This window comes from Streptomyces sp. MK7, from assembly GCF_032658145.1.
Lineage (GTDB): Bacteria > Actinomycetota > Actinomycetes > Streptomycetales > Streptomycetaceae > Streptomyces > Streptomyces spiralis.
On the sequence record NZ_JAVACL010000024.1, the window covers coordinates 16173 to 37297 of the forward strand.

Annotated in this window: 21 protein-coding genes, 1 pseudogene and 1 riboswitch; of the genes and pseudogenes, 18 read left to right on the plus strand and 4 right to left on the minus strand. The window is 71.1% G+C overall.

Annotation, left to right across the window (positions count from 1 at the left end; genetic code table 11):
• The first annotated feature begins 4 nt into the window (after window positions 1–4).
• On the plus strand, window positions 5–490 hold the full coding sequence (locus R2S09_RS24310) for an SUKH-4 family immunity protein (RefSeq protein WP_306185940.1): 486 nt from the start codon (window positions 5–7) through the stop codon (window positions 488–490).
• Between the two features lie 131 nt (window positions 491–621).
• Here R2S09_RS24310 and R2S09_RS24315 read toward each other — a convergent pair.
• A pseudogene (locus tag R2S09_RS24315) lies at window positions 622–1014 on the minus strand (transposase family protein); the annotation flags it as partial.
• Between R2S09_RS24315 and R2S09_RS24320 the strand changes: the two are divergent.
• The gene (locus R2S09_RS24320; protein ID WP_399144572.1) at window positions 953–1216 is read left to right on the plus strand and encodes a hypothetical protein; all 264 of its coding nucleotides are present in this window, start codon (window positions 953–955) and stop codon (window positions 1214–1216) included. The pseudogene R2S09_RS24315 and the gene R2S09_RS24320 sit on opposite strands and share 62 nt — an antisense overlap.
• A gap of 18 nt (window positions 1217–1234) precedes the next feature.
• Here the strand turns inward: R2S09_RS24320 and R2S09_RS24325 are convergent, their stop codons facing one another.
• A complete protein-coding gene (locus tag R2S09_RS24325; RefSeq protein ID WP_306185944.1) occupies window positions 1235–1678 on the minus strand; it encodes a hypothetical protein in 444 nt (147 codons plus the stop codon).
• A 183-nt stretch (window positions 1679–1861) separates the two neighbouring features.
• Here R2S09_RS24325 and R2S09_RS24330 point away from each other — a divergent pair, with 183 nt between their 5' ends.
• Together R2S09_RS24330 and R2S09_RS24335 are read left to right on the plus strand one after the other, a co-directional pair.
• Window positions 1862–2818 (plus strand): hypothetical protein, encoded by a 957-nt coding sequence (locus R2S09_RS24330; protein ID WP_316743241.1) that lies wholly within the window; start codon window positions 1862–1864, stop codon window positions 2816–2818.
• Window positions 2819–2878: 60 nt separating this feature from the next.
• Window positions 2879–4642 carry an insulinase family protein gene (locus R2S09_RS24335; protein ID WP_316743243.1) on the plus strand — a complete coding sequence of 588 codons (1764 nt, stop codon included), beginning with the start codon at window positions 2879–2881 and terminating at the stop codon, window positions 4640–4642.
• A 24-nt stretch (window positions 4643–4666) separates the two neighbouring features.
• Here R2S09_RS24335 and R2S09_RS24340 read toward each other — a convergent pair whose 3' ends face one another.
• Together R2S09_RS24340 and R2S09_RS24345 are read right to left on the minus strand one after the other, a co-directional pair.
• Complete coding sequence (locus tag R2S09_RS24340) at window positions 4667–5041, minus strand: hypothetical protein (protein WP_306185950.1); 375 nt, start codon at window positions 5039–5041, stop codon at window positions 4667–4669.
• A gap of 55 nt (window positions 5042–5096) precedes the next feature.
• On the minus strand, window positions 5097–5828 hold the full coding sequence (locus R2S09_RS24345; RefSeq protein ID WP_316743244.1) for a hypothetical protein: 732 nt from the start codon (window positions 5826–5828) through the stop codon (window positions 5097–5099).
• Between the two features lie 424 nt (window positions 5829–6252).
• Between R2S09_RS24345 and R2S09_RS24350 the strand changes: the two genes are divergently transcribed.
• From R2S09_RS24350 to R2S09_RS24415, 14 genes are all read left to right on the plus strand, one after another.
• A complete protein-coding gene (locus R2S09_RS24350) occupies window positions 6253–7080 on the plus strand; it encodes a glycoside hydrolase domain-containing protein (protein ID WP_306185953.1) in 828 nt (275 codons plus the stop codon).
• An 81-nt stretch (window positions 7081–7161) separates the two neighbouring features.
• Window positions 7162–7506 carry a hypothetical protein gene (locus tag R2S09_RS24355; protein ID WP_316743245.1) on the plus strand — a complete coding sequence of 115 codons (345 nt, stop codon included), beginning with the start codon at window positions 7162–7164 and terminating at the stop codon, window positions 7504–7506.
• Between the two features lie 59 nt (window positions 7507–7565).
• Window positions 7566–8192 carry a hypothetical protein gene (locus R2S09_RS24360; protein ID WP_316743246.1) on the plus strand — a complete coding sequence of 209 codons (627 nt, stop codon included), beginning with the start codon at window positions 7566–7568 and terminating at the stop codon, window positions 8190–8192.
• Between the two features lie 231 nt (window positions 8193–8423).
• Complete coding sequence (locus R2S09_RS24365; protein WP_306185959.1) at window positions 8424–9065, plus strand: SurA N-terminal domain-containing protein; 642 nt, start codon at window positions 8424–8426, stop codon at window positions 9063–9065.
• 40 nt (window positions 9066–9105) lie between these two features.
• On the plus strand, window positions 9106–10095 hold the full coding sequence (locus tag R2S09_RS24370) for a nucleoside triphosphate pyrophosphohydrolase (protein ID WP_306185961.1): 990 nt from the start codon (window positions 9106–9108) through the stop codon (window positions 10093–10095).
• Window positions 10096–10246: 151 nt separating this feature from the next.
• On the plus strand, window positions 10247–11530 hold the full coding sequence (locus R2S09_RS24375) for a cytochrome P450 (RefSeq protein ID WP_306185963.1): 1284 nt from the start codon (window positions 10247–10249) through the stop codon (window positions 11528–11530).
• A gap of 159 nt (window positions 11531–11689) precedes the next feature.
• Entirely contained in the window at window positions 11690–12838 is a 1149-nt protein-coding gene (locus tag R2S09_RS24380) for a transglycosylase family protein (protein ID WP_316743247.1), read from the plus strand.
• A gap of 182 nt (window positions 12839–13020) precedes the next feature.
• A riboswitch (cyclic di-AMP (ydaO/yuaA leader) is annotated at window positions 13021–13186 on the plus strand.
• Window positions 13187–13190: 4 nt separating this feature from the next.
• Window positions 13191–13883 carry a transglycosylase family protein gene (locus R2S09_RS24385; RefSeq protein WP_306185967.1) on the plus strand — a complete coding sequence of 231 codons (693 nt, stop codon included), beginning with the start codon at window positions 13191–13193 and terminating at the stop codon, window positions 13881–13883.
• Window positions 13884–14211: 328 nt separating this feature from the next.
• Complete coding sequence (eno, locus tag R2S09_RS24390; protein ID WP_306185968.1) at window positions 14212–15519, plus strand: phosphopyruvate hydratase; 1308 nt, start codon at window positions 14212–14214, stop codon at window positions 15517–15519.
• Window positions 15520–15620: 101 nt separating this feature from the next.
• Window positions 15621–16106, plus strand: a complete 486-nt coding sequence (locus R2S09_RS24395) for a septum formation initiator family protein (protein WP_306185970.1) — start codon at window positions 15621–15623, stop codon at window positions 16104–16106.
• 26 nt (window positions 16107–16132) lie between these two features.
• On the plus strand, window positions 16133–16726 hold the full coding sequence (locus R2S09_RS24400; protein ID WP_306185972.1) for a DUF501 domain-containing protein: 594 nt from the start codon (window positions 16133–16135) through the stop codon (window positions 16724–16726).
• Window positions 16723–17664, plus strand: coding sequence for a Ppx/GppA phosphatase family protein (locus R2S09_RS24405; RefSeq protein ID WP_306185973.1), 942 nt, complete (start codon window positions 16723–16725; stop codon window positions 17662–17664). The genes R2S09_RS24400 and R2S09_RS24405 overlap by 4 nt, the downstream gene beginning before the upstream one ends.
• Before the next feature lie 487 nt (window positions 17665–18151).
• Window positions 18152–19534, plus strand: coding sequence for an NAD(P)/FAD-dependent oxidoreductase (locus R2S09_RS24410; protein ID WP_306185974.1), 1383 nt, complete (start codon window positions 18152–18154; stop codon window positions 19532–19534).
• A 214-nt stretch (window positions 19535–19748) separates the two neighbouring features.
• A complete protein-coding gene (locus R2S09_RS24415; RefSeq protein ID WP_316743317.1) occupies window positions 19749–21056 on the plus strand; it encodes a cyclopropane-fatty-acyl-phospholipid synthase family protein in 1308 nt (435 codons plus the stop codon).
• The last annotated feature ends 69 nt before the right edge of the window (window positions 21057–21125 follow it).

Sequence of the window (21125 nt, forward strand, 5' to 3'; positions counted from 1 at the left end):
AGAAGTGGCAGGAGTCGTCCACTGGGATCGTGATTGCGTTGCTGCGATTCGAAACGGTCGAGCAAAAGATGTCCTGATCGAGCAGGGTCTCCCGCAGTCAGCCCTACTTTTCACAGCCGTTGAGAGACCATCGGTTGGTTTCACGACGGATGCTGGAAGCGAAGTGATCCAGATTGGATGCTTCGATGATGACTTCTGCTTCTACATCGATGTTGATCGAGGGCAGGTTCTATTTGGCCTTGAGGGAGATGAGGAGCCTGCCTTCGTTAACGAGACTCTCGATGGCTTCGTCAGTTGTCTCCGTGAGTTCGATTCCAGGTACCCTTTCTACGCTGCGGGTGACAGTGGAGAGGTCAAACAAGTAGCTGGCAGAGATCTCAGGGCTGGACTCGAAGTCATCGACCCCATGTGCGTGGCTTCTGCGGATAACTTCTGGAGTTCCATCATCCACGACGTCTCTATAGGCGACTACCACGAAGGGTCGCTCTGACGCGCTGGGCGACTTCAGGACATGTTGATATCCGCGGTTGAGGCGACTTCCAGAATTCTGGCGATTTCGCTTTTGTGGGTAGTTGTTCACTGAGCCTTTGTCAGTAACGGATCATGACGTTCTGCGATTGATCAGATGGTGCGGTCGTACTCGAGCTGGAGCAGGACGAGGGCTGCGGCGGCGATCTTCGTAATGCGGCTGGGGTCGAGGCTGACCCTGCGCAGGGCCTTGAAGGCGGTCTTGAGCGGGGAGTTGGCGCGCTCGCAGACCCCGTGGACACCGCGGATGACCTTGTTGTAGGTCTGCTGGTCCTGGGTCAGTTCGCCTCCGGCGGGCTTCTTGTGCGGGTGGCGGAAGCCGTCTCCGGCGTTCTCGTAGCCGAGGTCGACCAGGGTCGGCATGCCCAACTCGGCGGCGATCCGGTTGAGGGCGTCGATCAGGCCGTGGTGGCGGGCGCAGGTGGTGTCGTGCTCGCGGCCCGGGCGGACCGGTGAGACCCAGATCGGCCAGCCGTCGGGGTGGGCGGCCGGTGTGCTGCGGATCGGGGCGTGGGACGCCGATCCCGCGCCGCCGGAGCCGCCCGTCCCGTTGGAGCAGGTCGTCGACCTGGAGGAGGGGCGGGGCCTCGGGCTCGTCCGGGCCTGCGCCGACCTCTGGGGGTGGCAGCCGCTCGCCAGGGAGGGGAATCGGGCGAAGGTCGTCTGGTGTGAACTGGCCGCCGCCTGACGGCGGCGTGTCAGTCTGTCAGCGCGTCACCGGGAAGCCGGCCGTGAAGCGCGGTCCGTCCGCGCGGTGCTGCACCGGGAAGGTGACCTTGAGCGCCCCCTCCTGTCCGGCCACCGACAGATGGGTGACGTACTGGAGACCCAGGAAGGCCTTCTTCGAGCCGCCGACGGAGACGTAGGGGCGGGGCAGGTTCAGTACGAGCGGGCCGGGCTTGCCGCCGCGGTTGCCGTCGAAGAAGAGGACGCGCTGGTCGGTCAGGACCAGGTACAGCGGGCGCGGCGTGACCGTCGCCATCACCGTGCCCGCGCTCAGGACGCCGACCACGGCCGCCGTGAGCGCCTGCTTGCGGACGGAGACCGAGCCCACGCCGGCCAGGGAGGTCAACTCCACCTGCTCGCCCTGGAGCAGCAACGGAGCGGCAGCCTCCAGGAGTTGTCGGGTACGGCGGGAGCTGAGGGCCATGCGGGACTCCGGAATCAGCGGGAGGGGGAGCGTGAGCAGAAGTGCGGAGGGTATGGAGGCCAGGTGAACTCCGGGTGTCCAACTCGTTCGCGTACGGTCAAGTCGTAGTCGTCTTTTCCCCTGGTCAGAGCCGTCCTCACCCGCTGGGCGGCGCTGTCGGCGGCCTCGCTTACGATGCGCCGCATGTCGCACCCTCCCGCCTCCTCCCTGCCGCCCCCGGACTTCGAGATCGCCTCCGCCTTTCCCGAAGCCGCCTGGCTGCAGCAGGCCGCCGCGGCGCGGGACTGGGCGGCGATCCGGAACTACGTCGACGGGCTGCCGTACGGGACGGACCGTGCCTTCGCCGTCCGGCAGTTGTCGGAGGTGGACGGGGTGGAGGAGTGGCTGCGCGGTGTGGTGGCGGCCACGCCCGACGACGTGCTCGCGCTCACCGTGCTCGGCGCCCGTGAGGTGCGGATCGGCTGGGAGATCCGGACCACGGCCCGCGCGCAGCACGTCAGCCACGAGCAGTTCGCCGGGCTGCACGCGCATCTGCGGCAGGCCGAGCAGCTGCTGATCCGGGCCACCGCGCTCGACCCGGCGCACGACGCGGCCTGGGCGGAGCGGCTCACCACCGCCATGGGCCTTCAGCTCGGGCAGAACGAGGCGCGCCGCCGGTACGACCGGCTGGCCAAGCACCATCCGCACCACTTCACCGGGCAGGCCCGGCTGCTCCAGCAGCTGTGCCCCAAGTGGGGCGGCAGCTGGGAGGCGGCCCACGGGTTCGCCCGGGAGTGCATGCTGGCCGCGCCCGAAGGAGCCCTCAGCGGCGGGCTGGTGGCCGAGGTGCACATGGAGCACCGGCTCGACCTGCGCGGGCAGGAGCGCGAGCAGTACCTGCGTCAGGACCATGTGCGGGCCGAACTCGTCGAGGCCGCCGAGCGGTCCGTGCTCCACCCGGGGTTCCGGCGCGGCTACGGCTGGGTCACCGTCCAGGGCTACTTCGCCGCGCACTTCTCCCTCATGGGAGACATGGCGCGCGCCGCCGCCTGCTTCCGCGCACTGGGCAACCTCGCTTCCCGGTACCCCTGGTGCGAACTGGGCAAGGACCCCGCCGAGACCTACATCCGCCACCGCGACACCGCCCTCGCCAGAGGCTGACGGACCACCGACGCAGATGACACAGACTCAGATGACACAGACATCGAACAGAGGCCGAAGATGAACCCCCAGGCCGCCGTCCACCACACCCGGGTCGACGGCATACCCACTCTCTTCGCCCACGCCACCGGGCCGATGCGCGCCGGGCTCGTCTTCCGTGTCGGGGTCGCGGACGAGACCCTCGCCCGGGCCGGTGTCACGCACCTGGTCGAGCATCTCGCCCTGCACCGCCAGGGCCTGGCCGACTACCACTTCAACGGCGCGACCAAGGCCGCGTTCACCCACTTCCACGTGGAGGGCGCCGAGCACGAGGTCGTCGCGTATCTCACCGGCGTCTGCGCCTCCCTCACCGACCTGCCCATGGACCGCCTGGAGACCGAGAAGGAGATCCTGCGCACCGAGGAGTCGCGACGTGAGGTCGGCCGGCTCCCGCTGTGGCGCTACGGAGCCCAGGGCCACGGCCTGGTCAGCTACCCGGAGTGGGGCGTACACAGCCTGCGTCCGGACGACGTACGGCACTGGGCGCAGAGCCGGTTCACCCAGGGCAATGCCGTGCTGTGGATCGCCGGTGAGCGCCTGCCGGCCGGGCTGTCGCTCGAACTGCCCGCCGGTGGCCGCTGCCCACTGCCCGCCGTCACCTCCGCCCTTCCCGCCGCTCCCGCCTACTTCTCCGACGGCACCGGCGGCGTTCTGCTGGACGCCGTCGTCACCGACACCACCGCCGCCCGGCTGTACGCCGGGGTCCTGGAGCGCGAACTGTCCCGCGCCCTGCGGCAGGAGGGCGGCTACTCCTACACCACGGCGACCGACTACGCCTCCCGCCGCGACGGGTGCGCACTGGTGACCGCGTTCGCGGACGCCCTGCCCGACCGGCAGGACGCGGTGCTCGGCGGCTTCGTCGACGTTCTCGCCGCCCTTCAGGCGGGCCGGATCGCGCAGGCCGACCTGGACGCGGTGCGCGGCCGCGCCGACGCGGCACTGACCGCACCCGACGCGGCCGTACGACGGCTGCCGGGCATGGCGGAGGACCTGCTGGCCGGGCGGCCGCCGCGCGCCTTGGACGAACTGCGGGCCGAGCTGTGGGCGGCGACGCCGGCGCATCTGCACGCGGTGGCCGTGGAGGCCGGGCAGACGGCCCTGATGCAGGTGCCCGCGGGACACACCGCCGACTGGGCCGGTTACGCGGCGGCCCCGACGAGTTCCCCGTACGCCGTCACCGGGCGGCGGTTCGAGCCCGTGGGCGGGGGCGGTGAGGCTCTGGTCGTGGGCGAGGAGGGCGTCAGCCTGGTGAGCGGGGCGGGAGACGGTTCCCAGCGGGCGGCGACGGTGCCGTACGGCTCCTGCGCAGCCGTGCTGAGCTGGCCCGACGGTGGCCGCCGGCTCATCGGCACCGACGGCATCTGCGTCGATGTGGAGCCGGCCCTGTACCGCGTGGACGCGCACACGATGGCGGCCGTCGACGCCGCGGTGCCGCCGGCGGCCGTGGTGTGGCTGCCGCCCCGGCAGAAGCCGCCCCGGCCGCAGTCGGCGGGCGGGAACGGGGGGAACGGCGCGGACGGCGGGAACCGGGCCCCGGACCCGGCAGCGACGCCGGGGCGGTCCGCACCGGCCCGGCGCACCGGCCGTCAGACGGTGACCCTGGTCGCCTTCGCCGTCCTCGGCGGCCTGTGCGGTTTCCTCGCCCTGTTGTTCACGGTCTTCGGCGCCGGGGATCCGGAGACCAGCACCGGCGAATGGGCCGCCATCGCGGGCTTCCTGTGGGGCGTGGCGGCCCTGCTCGCCTGGCCCGCCGTACGGATCCTGCGCCGCACCCGGCGGGTGTGAGACGGCCGCTCCCGCGGTCCTCGGCTACCGCCCGTACGGGTATCCGTACGGCTGCCCCTGCGCAGGCGCCGCCGGTGTCCCGTACACCGGCTGCGCCTTCTGCGCGGGTCGTCGGGCGTCGAAGACGGCGAACAGCAGCATCGCCGACGCCGCCAGCATGCACAGCACGGCGACGGCGCCGAGGATCGGGTCGCCGTCGCCGCCGGACGTGATCAGCGCCCAGGGGAGGGTCACGCACTCGTAGAGGACGAAGGCCGAGAACGCCCCCCAGTCCGAGCCCCGGCCGCGGCGGATCGCCACGTACAGGAACGGAACCCAGATCAGCAGGCCCAGCGTGGCCCAGGGCAGGACCGCCCAGGCGATTCGCTGGAGCCAGCCTGCTTCCAGACGCTTTTCCATCTCCACCCCCACCTCTGCCCCCCACGGCATCGCAGGGGGCAAGAGTAGGGCACGGTCAGGCCGTCTTCTTCAGGGACGCGACGATCCGCTGGGTCAGCTTCTTCGCCGTGGCCGCGCCGTTGTCGTGGCCGTCGTTCGAGAGCACGGTGACCACGCTGGTGCCCTGCCGGGCCGCGATCAGGGTGGTGCCGTTGTCCCAGGCACCGCTGGTGAGCGTGATGGTGTACGCCTCGTCTCCGAGGCCGGTGGTCGATCGGCCCGAGACCTTCACCGTGCCGTGCAGGTCGGTGTCCGTGTAGCTCGGGCACGTCGCCGGGATGCCCCGTATGCCCTTCATGGCGGTCGCTGCGGCCGTCCCGGGGAACTCGTCGATCTCCTCGGTGATCTCCGCTGTCTTGTCCTTGTTCACGTAGTCGTCGTTGGCGTACGACACGCCTCCCCGGGCACCGGAGACACTCACCCAGGCCGTGGTGCCCAGCTTGGTGCAGTCGGGCTTCCCCGGGCTTTCGGTCTGGGGGGTGACGAACTCGCCGCCGCTGTCCGACGCACCCTGCGGGACGGGGACGAAACCGGCCGGGAAGGACGAGGCGGGCGCCAGGGCCTCCTTGAGTCGCGTGCCCGTCATGAGGCCGGCGTTCGGATCCTTCGGCGGGGAGGGCTTGGCGGAGGTTGTGGTGTCCCCGGTGGAGGAGCCGGAGGAGGAGCCGGTGGAGGGGCCGCAGGCCGCCAGGGCCAGGGGAAGCGCGGCCACGGCCAGAGCGCGAGCGGCGCGGGACAGGGTGTGCATGGAAGTCCTTCGAAACGAGCCAGGAGGGTGGCCAGCGGACCATACGACGCCCAGCGGACACACAGTTCATGCACAGGTCAGGGGTTCGCCAACGGCCGGTCAAGGCCGAGGAGTTCGCACCCCGGGCGCGGGAACGCCACCGCCGGCACGAATGTTTTTGCCGTTACTTGTGATAATCATGTGCTGATTCAGGGACTCCGTTTCCTGTTCACAGGAACCGCATCGGTTACTTTGCGATCCGCTTCAGGCGCCGGGGGAGTCTCCGCAGCCGGAACTCGACGCGCCGCATCAGGGGGCTCAGCAACGTATTCCAGCGGACGTACGTCGCGTGACCGTCGCCGTACGCCGCATCCGACACGCACGCGTGCCCACGCACGCACGCACGCACGTGCGCGCGTGCACACAGCCAGAGACAGGGGTGGGGATGGCCGAGCACCGGCAGTCCAGGAAGCGCAGGTACATCACGTGGGGAGTGGCCGGTGCCGCCGTTCTCGCGGGTGCCGGGATCGCGGCGCAGACCTCGATGGCCGCCACCACCTGGCCGGCCCAGAAGACGTTCACCGGACGTGCCTTCGACACCTGCACCGCGCCCTCGCTGTCCACGATGAAGGCCTGGCACACCGGCTTCTACGGCGCCGCCGCCGTCTACGTCGGCGGCAAGAACCGCGGCTGCTCCCAGCCCAACCTGACCGCCTCCTGGGTGAAGTCGGTCGGCTCCATCGGCTGGAAGCTCATCCCGATCTACGTCGGCGCCCAGCCGCCGTGCCAGACCAGCTCCAACCCGGAGAAGCTCACCGCCTCCACCGCGTCGACGCTCGGCACCAGCGACGCCAACGACGCCGTGTCCAAGGCCTCCGCGCTCGGCATGAAGGCCGGCAGCGCGATCTACCTGGACATGGAGCCGTACGACATCACGAACAAGTCATGCAACGACGCCGTGCTCACCTACGTCCGGGCGTTCGACAAGCAGCTGCGCGCCAAGACCTACCGGGCCGGCTTCTACGGCTTCACCAGCTCCAGCGCCAAGGCCATCGCCACCGCGACCGACAAGACCGACCTCCCGGGCAACCTCTGGTACGCCCTCTGGGACAAGACCAACACCACCACGACGGACTGGCCCTGGGGCTCCACCCAGTTCACCAACCACAGCCGCGGCCACCAGTACATGGTGAACAGCAAGGAGGCGCACGGCGGCGTCACCCTCACCGTCGACCGCGACGCGTGGGACGGGCCCGTGGCCATCACCGGCTGACCGTCACACACGGCTGACCGTCACAGACGGACGGCCGGCCACGGCAGAAGGAACAGGAAAAGGACGGGAAGGGGAGGGCGGGTGAGGCTTGCCTCGATCGGCAGGGGCGCCGTGCTGCGGCCGTACGTCAGGCTGCGGCCGTACACCGTGCGGGCCGGGCTCGCCGCGCTGCCCCTCCTCAGCCTCGGCCTGCTGTGCCCCGTACCGTCCCTGGTGATGGCGTTGCGGGGGCGCGGCGGGGCCGGCTGGTGGCCCTTCGCGGCGTTCAGCGCGGTGCTGGCGGCCTGGGTGACCGAGCTGGCCATGACACCTGAGGACACCCACGGGCTGCTGTTCGCGGTGGACCTGCTGCTGATCTCGCTGTCCATGGCGGGTGCCTCGGTGCACGCGTGGACGGCGTGGCCGCGGCGGTCCGGCCGCCCCTGAGCCGGGGAACGGCAGGAGTCGGCGGCCCGACGGCGGGCCGGCAGGAGAGCAGGAGACACGTGAGCAGGCAGGTCAGGCAGGTGACGCAGGCGCGTCCGGCCAAGGAGGCGCAGACGCCGGCGGGCGGCCCGCTCGCCGTGGCCGGGCGCGCCGCCGCCCGGCGGCTGCGCTCACTGCGCGGGCGCACCATCGCGCTCGCGGCGGGCGCGGCGGCCGTCGTCGGCGCGCTCGTCGTCGCCGGGGTCCTGCTCTTGCGGCACGACGACCGCCCGCCGATCCCGGACACCCGCGCCCGGCACTACACCGAGACCGACGCCTGCCTGCTCACCGGCAAGGACGGCATCACCGCCGGCACCACCGCGGCCGAGGTCTGGCAGGGCATGCAGGACGCCTCCCTCACCACCCACGCCCGCGTCAGCTACGGCCAGGTGACCGGCGAGCAGAGCACCGGCAATGCGCGGCCGTTCCTCGACGGGATGCTCCAGCGCTCCTGCGACGTCGTCCTCGCCGTCGGCCGGCCGGAGGTCACCGCGGCGAGCCGGACGGCACCGCACTACGGGAAGATCCGCTTCGTGCTGGTCGGCGGCGGACACGCGGACGGGAACGTCACCACGGTCCCCACCGGCGACGGGCTGCGCGCCGACGTGGCCGCCGCCGTGGAGGGGGCGGTGCGCGCCCGAGGCTGAGCCGTCGTGCGGGGGCGGCGCGGTGCCCTGAAACACACGGCAGCACCTGGAACACCGGGCAGTACCTGAAACACCCGTGGAATCGTTGGTCGAATGGGTTGGCCGGAGCCCGCCCGCTGCCTAACATCGATCACCGCAAGACTTTGTGCGCCCGCCCGTCGCCCGTCCACCACCCCTGGTGGAGGCGCTGCGCGCCGCACCCGTTATTGCAATCTCCAACGGGAGGTTCACTTGCACCGCCGCCGTCGCACCGCGCTCGTCCTGTCCGCCGTGATCGCCGCGGCACCTCTCCTCGCCGCCTGCGGAAACGACGCGCACCCCGGCGCGGCGGCCGTCGTGGACGGACAGCGGATCAGCGTCGCCCAGTTGCAGAGCCGGGTGGACGAGGTACGCCGCGCGCAGCGGGCCGCGGTGGCCGACGAGACGCAGTACGAGCAGGCCGTCGCCCGGACCGGCACCCTCGCCCGGGACACCCTGCACCAGATGGTGCTCGACCGGGTGCTGGACCGCGCCGCCCGGGACGCGGGGGTCACCGTCACCCCGCGCGAGGTGCAGGACATGCGCACCGGCCTCGAGCAGCAGGCGGGTGGCTCCAAGGGGCTCGAGACGGCCTGGCTCCAGCAGTACGGGGTGCCGCCGCAGCGCCTCGACGAGAACCTCCGCCTCCAGGTCGAGGCCCAGAAGCTGGCCATGGCCCTGCACACCGACACCAGCCAGCCGGCCTTCTGGAAGGCCCTGTCCAGCGCCTCCCGCGAACTCCGCATCGACCTCAACCCGCGCTACGGCGCCTGGGACGTCGAGAAGGGCGGCGTCGACGCCAAGACCCCGTGGCTGCGGAACGTCTCGGCGCCGGCGGCACAGCAGACCGCCTGAGCCACGTGCGTCCCGGGGCGGGTGCGTTACGTTCGGAAGCGTGAACACCACCACCGACCACGCCTCCACGACGACCCCACCGGCCCCCGGCCGCATCGTCCTGCTCACCACCAGCCACCGGGTCGCCCCCGGGCTGCTGTCCTGGCCGGCCTGGCAGGCGCTGCACGCGGCCGACGAGGTGCTGTGCGCGTCGGCCGCGCACCCGCAGTTGCCGTATCTGCGCGAGGCGGGCGTCACCGTGGCCGAGGCGTCGCCGAGCGCGGAGGAACTGGTGGACGCCTGCTCCGGCGGGCGGACCGTCGTGGTGGTGGCGACCGGCGAGGGCGAGCCCGCCCTGACCGACGGCCTCGCCCGTCTCGCCGGCTCCGGGCGGACCGCCATGCCGGAGCTGGAGCTGCTGCCCGCCTCCTACGACCTGCCCGGCGCCCGCCTGCTCGACCTCGTGCAGGTCATGGACCGCATCCGCGCCGAGTGCCCGTGGTCGTCCCGGCAGACCCACCAGGGACTGGCGAAGTACGCCATCGAGGAGGCGTACGAGCTGGTGGAGTCGATCGAGGAGGGCGAGAGGGAGGAGCTGCGCGAGGAACTGGGCGACGTTCTGCTCCAGGTCGTCTTCCACTCGCGCATCGCCGAGGAGGACCCGGACGAGCCCTTCTCCATCGACGATGTGGCCGGCGGCATCGTCGCCAAGCTGATCCACCGCCACCCCCATGTCTTCGGCGAGGAGACGGCCACGACGCCGGAGGAGGTCAAGGAGCACTGGCTGCGCACCAAGGCCGAGGAGAAGCGCCGCACGTCCGTCACCGAGGGCGTCCCCCTCCACCAGCCCGGCCTCGCCCTCGCCGCCAAACTGGCCTCCCGCGTACGCACGGCGGGCCTGGAGGTCCCCTTCCCCGAGGGCGAGGGCATCGGCTACGAGCTTCTGGCCCTGGCGGCCCGCGCCGAGTCCGAGGGCGTGGACCCGGAGGCGGCACTGCGCGCGGCGGCGAGGGCATACCGGGACGCGATCAGGGAGACGGAGGACAAGTAGGGGCGCGGGGGCCCGGGGCTCCGGGGTCCCCACAGACCCGCACCTGGCGACGCACCCCCTTGGGGTCCGGGGCGAAGCCCCCGGGTTCGGGAAGGGAAGGGGCGGCGGGGGCGAAAACCCTGAACGGCCACCCACGACTAGGGTCAGCCCCATGCACGACCAGCCGCCCACCGACCCCGCGGACACCCCGCCTCCCCTCTTCACCTGGGAGTTCGCCGGCAACCCCTACCCCGCCTACGCCTGGCTCCGCGAGCACGCACCCGTGCACCGGACCCGCCTGCCCAGCGGAGTCGAGGCCTGGCTGGTCACCCGCTACGCCGATGCCCGGCAGGCCCTGGCCGACCAGCGCCTGAGCAAGAACCCGGCGCACCACGACGAGCCCGCGCACGCCAAGGGCAAGACCGGCATCCCCGGCGAGCGCAAGGCCGAGCTGATGACGCATCTGCTCAACATCGACCCACCGGACCACACCCGGCTGCGCCGCCTGGTCAGCAAGGCGTTCACCCCGCGCCGGGTCGCCGAGTTCGCGCCACGCGTACAGGAACTGACCGACCACCTCATCGACCGGTTCGCGGCCCGCGGCACCGCCGACCTCATCCACGAGTTCGCCTTCCCGCTGCCCATCTACGCCATCTGCGACATGCTCGGCGTTCCGCGCGAGGACCAGGACGACTTCCGCGACTGGGCGGGCATGATGATCCGCCACGGAAAGGGCCCGCGGGGCGGGGTCGCGCGGTCGGTGAAGAAGATGCGCGGCTACCTCGCCGAGCTCATCCACAGGAAGCGCGAGGCCCTGCCCGCCGAGCCGGCCCCCGGCGAGGACCTGATCTCCGGCCTCATCCGCGCCTCGGACCACGGCGAGCACCTCACGGAGAACGAGGCCGCCGCGATGGCCTTCATCCTCCTCTTCGCAGGGTTCGAGACGACCGTCAACCTGATCGGCAACGGCACGTACGCCCTGCTCACCCACCCCGAGCAGCGCCACCGGCTCCAGGGCTCCCTGGCCCGTGGCGAACGCGGCCTGCTGGAGACCGGCGTCGAGGAACTGCTCCGCTACGACGGCCCCGTGGAGCTGGCCACCTGGCGGTTCGCCACCCGGCCGCTCACCATCGGCGGACAGGACATCGCCGCGGGCGACCCCGTGCTCGTCGTGCTCGCGGCCGCCGACCGGGACCCGGAGCGTTTCACCGGCCCGGACACCCTGGACCTCGGCCGGCGCGACAACCAGCACCTGGGGTACGGGCACGGCATCCACTACTGCCTCGGCGCCCCGCTCGCCCGCCTGGAAGGCCGGACCGCGCTCGCCACCCTCCTCACCCGGCTGCCCGATCTCCGACTCGACGCGGATCCGGCCGACTTGCGCTGGCGCGGCGGGCTCATCATGCGCGGACTGCGGACGCTGCCCGTCCGCTTCACCCCGGCGCGAGAGTCTTGACGGACGCAAAGGTGACACACGTTCAACTGTGTGATCTTCACGTGATCTGCGCGGCATGAACTTGTGACGGAGGATCGTCAGCCGATACGTTCACGCATCAGCGTGGCGTACGAGCATCACCCGCCACGCCGGTCCCTGTTGTCGCCGAAAGGTCCTTGCATGCTTTCCGGGAACGGTCGCCACCGTCGCCCCCGTCAGGCTCCGGCCCTCTTCGTCACCGCCGGAGTGACCGGCTCCGCCATCGCCATCCCGCTGCTGGGCGCGACCGGCGCGCACGCGGCCGACGGCACCACGTGGGACAAGGTGGCGCAGTGCGAGACGGGCGGCTCCTGGAGCGCCGACAACGGCAACGGCTACTACGGCGGCCTTCAGCTGACCCAGGACGACTGGGAGACGTACGGCGGCCTCGACTACGCCCCGAGCGCCGACCAGGCCAGCCGGTCCCAGCAGATAGCCGTGGCCGAGAAGATCCTCGCCGACCGGGGCCCCGGGGCCTGGCCCACCTGCGGCCTGCTCTCCGGGCTCACCAAGGACTCCGGTGCCGCGAGGGTCGACACGGGTGTGAGCGACGGCTCGTCCTCGGGGTCCCGTTCCTCCGGTTCCTCCGGTTCCTCCGGTTCCTCGGACTCCTCCGACTCGTCGCGTGCGTCCGGATCGTCGGGGTCGAGTGACACACCCGGATCGTACGGTTCGCCCGACGTGGGCGACCCCGGGCTCGGTGACTCGTCGCAGGACGCCGGCGACTCCGGTTCGTCCGGATCCTCTTCGGATTCCGCCTCCGGTTCCGAATCCTCCTCTTCGGGCGATTCGTCCGCCGGATCCCCCGCGAATCCGTCCGATTCGCACCCTACGCCCGGAAAGAAGGGCAGCACCTCCGAGTCGGGCGCGACGCCCGGATCGGGTACGGAGGGTGCCGCGACGCCCGGAGCGTCGCCTTCGACCGCGCCCGACCGTGACGACTCGGACAACTCCGGGCAGAACGTCGGCTCTTCGGCCCTCGTCGACACCGGAGCCCTGGGCACCGGCCGGCACCGCGGTGGCAGCGCCGCCGAGGACCCGGCGGAGAGCCCGGCGGCGGCCGGCGGCGGCCGGCACGCCTCCCGGGACGACGACGGTGCGCACACCGCCTCCGCCGGCTCCTACACCGTCCGCGCCGGCGACTCGCTGGCATCCATCGCCGACTCCCTTGACGTCCAGGGCGGGTGGCACGCGCTCTACGATGCGAACAAGGCGGCCATCGGCTCCGACCCGAACCAGATCGTCGCCGGTCAGAGCCTGGATGTCCCGGTCGAAAACGCCCAGAACTAGCGGGAGTTCGCGTCATATTTCGCGCCGAATGTCCCATTCGGTGAAAGTGTGGGATGAGTCTCAGAAGCCCTGATCGTCTTTGAAATCGGGCGGATCGCGTGTCTACGGTCATGACCGCTCGCCATCGCGAGCCCCGGCTGCCGCAACGCCGAATCCTGCCAGCGGCCGTACGGGAACAGTCGTCGCGTCAAGCGCCGTAGGCAGGAGCGGGGGACCCAAGGTAAGTGCCGCACCGGGCAGTTCGCCCGAGCGGCTTGGGGTGGAGCCGTGCCTCTCCAGGGGCACGGCCGGGCAACTCAACCGGCCCGAACCCGACAGCTCACCTCGCAGGCGTCGGTGAGGGGATCCATCCATGCTGTTTTCCGGCAAGGGCAAGCACCGTCGTCATTCCAAGGCCATCCGCGCCATCGCACTCGCCGGTGTCGCCGGCGCCGCCGTCGCCGGCCCGCTGATGGCGGCCGGCAACGCCTCCGCCGCCACCGCCTCCGAGTGGGACGCGGTCGCCCGGTGCGAGTCCGGCGGCAACTGGTCCATCAACACCGGCAACGGCTTCTACGGCGGCCTGCAGTTCACCAACTCCACCTGGGCCGCGTACGGCGGCACCGCCTACGCCCCGCGTGCCGACCTGGCCACCAAGGCGCAGCAGATAGCCGTCGCCGAGAAGGTCCTGGCGGGTCAGGGCAAGGGCGCCTGGCCGGTGTGCGGCAAGGGGCTGTCGAGCACCCCGTACAGCGGTGCCGCGGCCTCCACCGGCAGCACCGCCAAGAGCACCACGACCAAGAGCACCACCACCCGCTCCACCGAGCAGCAGGCCGCCAACCGCTCCGCCACGCGTCCGGCCCCGAAGAAGACCGTCACCACCTCGACCGGCAAGAAGGTCAAGAAGGGCGACGGCGAGTACAAGGTGGCCTCCGGCGACACGCTCAGCTCCATCGCCGCCGAGCACCACGTCAAGGGCGGCTGGGAGAAGCTGTTCCAGCTGAACAAGGACATCGTCGAGGACGCGAACCTCATCTACCCCGGCCAGCAGCTGCACCTGAAGTAGGCGGCGGGCGGCGCAAGCCGCAGGCCCGCACCCCCGGTCCCGCGGGCTTCCCGGCCCACGGGCCCCCGTCCCCACGGGCCCCCGTCCCCACGGACTCCCCGCCCCGGCGCGTGTTCCCCCGTACGCGCCGGGGCGGGGGCTTTTCTTCACCGGCCGTTCCCCTTGTCTTTCCGCATCTCCGCCCCGCCCTTTTGTTTCGGGCGGGAACAATGTGTACCGTCACCCTGTCCACGGGACGGTCGGTCGGTCGGCCGGGGCCCCGGGACGGTTAGGCTCTAGCCGCAAGGCTCACAAGCCCCGCACTTTCAGCGTCACATCCACGAAGGAGATGCTCGTGCCGTCCATCGACGTCGTCGTAGCCCGGGAAATCCTGGACTCCCGAGGCAACCCCACGGTCGAGGTCGAGGTCGGCCTCGACGACGGCAGCACGGGTCGTGCCGCCGTCCCGTCCGGCGCCTCGACGGGCGCCTTCGAGGCCATCGAGCTGCGCGACGGGGACCCCAACCGCTACCAGGGCAAGGGCGTGGAGAAGGCCGTCCTCGCCGTCATCGAGCAGATCGGCCCGGAGCTGGTCGGCTACGACGCCACCGAGCAGCGCCTGATCGACCAGGCCATGTTCGACCTGGACGCCACCGACAACAAGGGCTCCCTCGGCGCCAACGCCATCCTCGGTGTCTCCCTCGCCGTCGCCCACGCCGCCTCCGAGGCCAGCGACCTGCCCCTCTTCCGCTACCTGGGCGGCCCGAACGCGCACCTGCTGCCGGTGCCGATGATGAACATCCTGAACGGCGGCTCGCACGCCGACTCCAACGTGGACATCCAGGAGTTCATGATCGCACCCGTAGGCGCGGAGTCCTTCTCCGAGGCCCTGCGCTGGGGTGCCGAGGTCTACCACACGCTGAAGAAGGTCCTGAAGACCAAGGGCCTGTCCACCGGCCTCGGCGACGAGGGCGGCTTCGCCCCGAACCTCGGCTCCAACCGCGAGGCCCTCGACCTCATCCTCGAGGCCGTCAAGCAGGCCGGGTACGTCCCCGGTGAGCAGATCGCCCTGGCGCTCGACGTCGCCGCCTCCGAGTTCTACAAGGACGGCAAGTACCTCTTCGAGGGCAAGGAGCGCTCCGCCGCCGAGATGACGGAGTACTACGAGGAGCTCGTCGCGGCCTACCCGCTCGTCTCCATCGAGGACCCGCTGTTCGAGGACGACTGGGCCGGCTGGAAGGTCATCACCGACAAGCTCGGCGACAAGGTCCAGCTGGTCGGCGACGACCTGTTCGTCACCAACCCCGAGCGGCTGGCCCGCGGCATCGAGGAGGGCACCGCCAACGCCCTGCTGGTGAAGGTGAACCAGATCGGCTCGCTGACCGAGACCCTGGACGCCGTCGAGCTCGCCCAGCGCAGCGGCTTCAAGTGCATGATGTCCCACCGCTCCGGCGAGACCGAGGACGTCACCATCGCCGACCTGGCCGTCGCCACCAACTGCGGCCAGATCAAGACCGGCGCCCCGGCCCGCTCCGAGCGCGTCGCCAAGTACAACCAGCTGCTGCGCATCGAGGAGATCCTCGACGACGCCGCCGTGTACGCAGGCCGCAGCGCCTTCCCGCGCTTCCGCGGTCACGTCGAGGTCTCCAAGGGCTGAGCCGTAAAGAGGCAAGGCCCTGCCAGTCCTCCGTACGTCCCCGTACCCGGTCCCGTACCGTGTCCGGGGACGTACGTACGTGTGCAGGGGAGGCGGGGACCATGGCCGTGAAGGACCGGAGTGACCGGGACCGGTTCTCCACCGCGACCAGGCTCAGGCTGCTCGGGGAGCAGACCGCGGCCCGCGTCTACCGCTCCCAGACCCGGCGTCAGGCGCGCCGCTCCCGGCTCACCGGGCGCGCCGCGCTGCTCGCGCTCGTGGTCTGCTCGCTGGTGGTCGCCCTGGCCTACCCGATGCGGCAGTACGTCTCCCAGCGTGCCGACATCGCCGACCTGCAACGGCAGAAGCGGCAGGCCCAGCAGCGGGTCGAGCAGCTGCGCGACCAGAAGGCGCGCTGGCAGGACGACGCGTACGCCGAGCAGCAGATCCGGCAGCGGCTGCACTATGTGCTGCCCGGGGAGACCGGCTACATCGTGGCCGACCCGGGCGCGGCCAAGCAGTCCCGCGCCGAGCAGGGGACGACACGCCGCCCCTGGTACACCAACGTCTGGTACGGAGTCGACAAGTCCGACGCCGGCCACCAGTGAACCGACAGAGAGATTTCCCCACAGGCATGGAAACACCCCCGCCGCCCACCCCGCGCACCGAACCCACCGACGCGGACGTCGAGGCCTTCAAGCAGCAGCTCGGGCGGCCGCCGCGCGGGCTGCGCGCGATCGCGCACCGCTGCCCGTGCGGGCAGCCGGACGTCGTGGAGACGGCCCCCCGGCTGCCCGACGGCACGCCCTTCCCGACGCTGTACTACCTGACCTGTCCGCGGGCCGCGTCGGCGATCGGCACGCTGGAGGCCGACGGCGTGATGAAGGAGATGACCGAGCGGCTGGCGAGCGACCCGGAGCTGGCGGCGGCGTACCGGGCCGCGCACGAGGACTACATCCGGCGCCGGGACGAGATCGAGGAGCTGACGGGCTTTCCGAGCGCGGGCGGTATGCCCGACCGGGTCAAGTGCCTGCACGTCCTGGTCGCCCACTCGCTGGCGGCCGGGCCGGGCGTGAACCCGCTGGGCGACGAGGCGATCGCCATGCTGCCGCAGTGGTGGCGCAAGGGTCCGTGCGTGACGGTGCCGGACGAGCCGGGCAAGAACGAGCCGGCCAAGAACGAGCCGGGCAAGAACGAGTCCGGGAAGAACGAGGAGGACGCCCAGTGAGCCGGGTCGCCGCCATCGACTGCGGTACGAACTCCATCCGTCTGCTCGTCGCGGACGCGAACCCGGAAACGGGCGAACTCGTCGACCTGGAGCGGCGCATGACGATCGTGCGGCTCGGCCAGGGCGTCGACCGCACCGGCCGGCTCGCGCCCGAGGCACTGGAGCGCACCTTCACGGCCTGCCGCGAGTACGCGCAGGTCATCAAGGAGTACGGCGCCGAGCGGCTGCGTTTCGTGGCGACCTCCGCCTCCCGGGACGCCGAGAACCGGGACGAGTTCGTGCGCGGGGTGGTGGACATCCTGGGTGTCGAGCCCGAGGTGATCACCGGCGACCAGGAGGCCGAGTTCTCGTTCACGGGCGCGACGAAGGAACTGACGGGGCGTGACCACCTGGAAAAGCCCTTCCTGGTGGTGGACATCGGCGGCGGCTCCACGGAGTTCGTCGTGGGCGACGACCACGTGCGGGCGGCGCGCTCGGTGGACGTGGGCTGCGTGCGCATGACCGAGCGTCACCTGCTGCGGGACGGCGTGGTGAGCGACCCGCCCAGCGAGGGGCAGATCGCGGCGATAAGGGCCGACATCGACGCGGCGCTGGACCTCGTCGAGGAGACGGTCCCGCTGCGCGAGGCACGCACCCTGGTGGGCCTGGCGGGATCGGTGACGACCGTGTCGGCGATCGCGCAGGACCTGCCCGAGTACGACTCGGCCCGCATCCACCACTCCCGGGTCCCCCACGACCGCGTCCGCGAGATCACACGTGCGCTGCTCCACTCCACCCACGCCGAGCGGGCGACGATCCCGTCCATGCATCCCGGCCGGGTCGACGTGATCGGCGCGGGGTCTCTGGTCCTGCTGGCGATCATGGAGCGGATCGGCGCGGAGGAGGTCGTGGTCAGCGAGCACGACATCCTCGACGGGATCGCGTGGTCGGTGGCCTAGGGGGGCGTCCGCCGGCGCCCGGGTGCCGGGATCCGTCCGTCGGGCCCCGCTCCCCGCATGTATGCTACTCCTCGGTAACATCTCTTGAGCAGGGGCGACGTCGTATGAGCGGGGTCGGCTCGGCCTTCTGGGGGGTCGGGTGACGTCCCGTCGGGAAAAGTTCGTGAAGTTCTTCACAAGGAATTCGGCCCGAGAAGCGGGTCCAGTGGCCTTCATGAGGGTCTATGGGGCCCTTGTGGGTTCCCAAGGGTGCCGGGAAGCATGTCCACGGGGGATTCCGCAAGGGCCGGACGGGACCCTCCGACGGGGGCCGTGAGGGCTTGGAGTGGCAGCTCACGCGCCCTTGACAACGGTCGTTACCGGGCGCCGGGTTCCTTCCGGTGCCATGATCTCCGTCACGCGGGCCGCGGAGTTTAGCACAGGGCCTGTCGAAGCTTGTGAAGGGGCGCACGAGGTACCCCCCTGAGCCGGGTGGATACTCGATGGCATGAGCACCACGGAGCGTCCCAGGATCCTCGTAGTAGGCGGTGGGTACGTAGGCCTGTACGCGGCTCGGCGCATCCTCAAGAAGATGCGCTACGGAGAGGCGACCGTCACGGTCGTCGACCCCCGGTCGTACATGACCTACCAGCCCTTCCTCCCCGAAGCCGCCGCCGGCAGCATCTCCCCTCGCCACGTCGTCGTCCCGCTGCGACGCGTGCTGCCGAAGGCGGAGGTCCTCACCGGCCGGGTCACCACCATCGACCAGGACCGCAAGGTCGCCACGATCGCCCCGCTGGTGGGCGAGGCGTACGAGCTGCCGTTCGACTACCTGGTCATCGCCATGGGCGCGGTCTCCCGTACCTTCCCGATCCCCGGCCTCGCCGAGCAGGGCATCGGCATGAAGGGCATCGAGGAGTCCATCGGCCTGCGCAACCACGTGCTGGAGCAGCTGGACAAGGCCGACTCCACCACGGACGAGGAGATCCGCCGCAAGGCACTCACCTTCGTCTTCGTCGGCGGAGGCTTCGCCGGCGCCGAGACCATCGGCGAGGTCGAGGACATGGCCCGGGACGCGGCCAAGTACTACAACAACGTGTCCCGCGAGGACATGCGGTTCATCCTCGTCGACGCCGCGGACAAGATCCTGCCCGAGGTCGGCCCGAAGCTCGGCCAGTACGGCAAGGAGCACCTGGAGAGCCGCGGCGTGGAGATCTACCTCTCCACCTCCATGGACTCCTGCGTCGACGGCCACGTGGTGCTCAAGAACGGCCTCGAGGTCGACTCCAACACGATCGTGTGGACGGCCGGCGTCAAGCCGAACCCGGCCCTCGCCCGCTTCGGTCTCCCGCTCGGCCCGCGCGGCCACGTGGACACCGCGGCCACGCTCCAGGTGCAGGGCACGGACTACATCTGGGCCGCCGGCGACAACGCCCAGGTGCCGGACCTCGTCGGCCGCAAGGCCGGCAACGAGAACGCCTGGTGCCCGCCCAACGCCCAGCACGCGCTGCGCCAGGCCAAGGTCCTCGGCGACAACGTGGTCTCCGGCATGCGGGGCTTCCCGCAGAAGGAGTACAGCCACGCCAACAAGGGGGCGGTCGCGGGCCTCGGCCTGCACAAGGGCGTCGCGATGATCGTCATGGGCAAGATGAAGATCAAGCTCAAGGGCCGTCTCGCCTGGTACATGCACCGCGGCTACCACGGCCTGGCCATGCCGACCTGGAACCGCAAGATCCGTATCTTCGCCGACTGGACCCTCGGCATGTTCCTCAAGCGCGAGGTCGTCTCCCTCGGCGCCATGGAGAACCCCCGCGAGGAGTTCTACGAGGCCGCCAAGCCCGCGCCGGTCGCCGCCGCGAGCAAGCAGGAGGCCAAGGCCAAGGCCTCCTGACCGTCGGTCACCGGTTCAGCCCTCGAAGGGGCCGCCCGCCATCCGTGGTGCGGGCGGCCCCTTCGGCGTTCCCGGCCTGGCTCGGGGCCCCGAATACGTGCGTGATGCAACTGCTTTGCCCAGTCGTAACCCGCTTGCGGGACTGCGCTGAAGGCGTCCTGGTGTTTACGTGGTGGAGGACATTCCGGCGTTCGTCGTCACGGAGGTGTGCACCATGCCCGACGCCGCGCTGCGGCTCACAGGACTGCTCGAACAGCTGCTGGGTACCCCGCTACCGGTGCGCATCCGCGCCTGGGACGGTTCCGAGTCGGGGCCGCCCGGGGCGCCGACGCTGGTCGTACGCAACCGCCGCGCGCTGCGCCGGTTGCTGTTCAAGCCGGGCGAACTCGGCCTGGCCCGCGCCTGGGTGGCCGGGGACCTGACCGTCGACGGGGACCTCTACACCGCCCTGGGCCTGCTCTCCGGCCTGGTCTGGGAGCGCGGGGAGGACGCCCGGGGCCTCGCCGGGACGCTGCGCGACCCCCAGGCACGGGCCGCCGCCCTGGGCCTGGTGAAGCTGGCCGGGCCGCCGTTGCCGCCCGCCCCGCCCGCCGAGGAGGTCCGCCGCCCCGGCCATCTGCACACCCGGCGCTCCGACAGGCGCGCCATCAGCCACCACTACGACGTCGGCAACGACTTCTACGAACTCGTCCTCGGCCCGTCCATGGTGTACTCCTGCGCCTACTGGCCGGCCCCCGAACCCGGCGCCACCCTCGAACAGGCCCAGCACGACAAGCTGGAACTCATCTGCCGCAAACTCGGCCTGAAGCCCGGTCAGCGTCTCCTCGACGTGGGCTGCGGCTGGGGCTCCATGGCCATGCACGCGGCCCGTGAGCACGGCGTGAGCGTCGTCGGCGTCACCCTGTCCCAGGAGCAGGCGGCGTACGCCCGCAAGCGCGTCGCCGACGAGGGGCTGACCGACCGGGTCGAGATCCGCGTCCAGGACTACCGCGACGTGGCCGACGGGCCGTACGACGCGATCTCCTCCATCGGCATGGCCGAACACGTCGGCGCCGCCCGCTACCTGGAGTACGCGAACGAGCTGTACGCGCTGCTCAAGCCCGGCGGGCGGCTCCTCAACCACCAGATCGGCCGCCGCCCGCAGCGCGACGAGTCGGCGTACCACGTGGACGAGTTCATCGACGCCTACGTCTTCCCGGACGGCGAACTCGCCCCCATCGGCACCACCGTCACCCAGCTGGAGCGCGCCGGCTTCGAGGTGCGCGACGTGGAGTCGATCCGCGAGCACTACGCGCTCACCCTGCGCCGCTGGGTCGCCAACCTGGAGGCGAACTGGGCGCGGGCGGTGCAACTGACCAGCCCCGGCCGCGCCCGCGTCTGGCGGCTGTACATGGCGGCCTCCGCCCTCGCCTTCGAGCGCAACCGCATCGGCGTCAACCAGGTGCTGGCCGTGAAGACCCCCGAATCCGGTGACTCGGGGATGGCGCTGCGGTCCCGCACATGGGGCACGCCGGACGCCTGACCGGCCTCGCGTACGTACCACCGGGAGGCCCCGTTCCGCCGCGGAACGGGGCCCCTCGCGCAGCCGCGC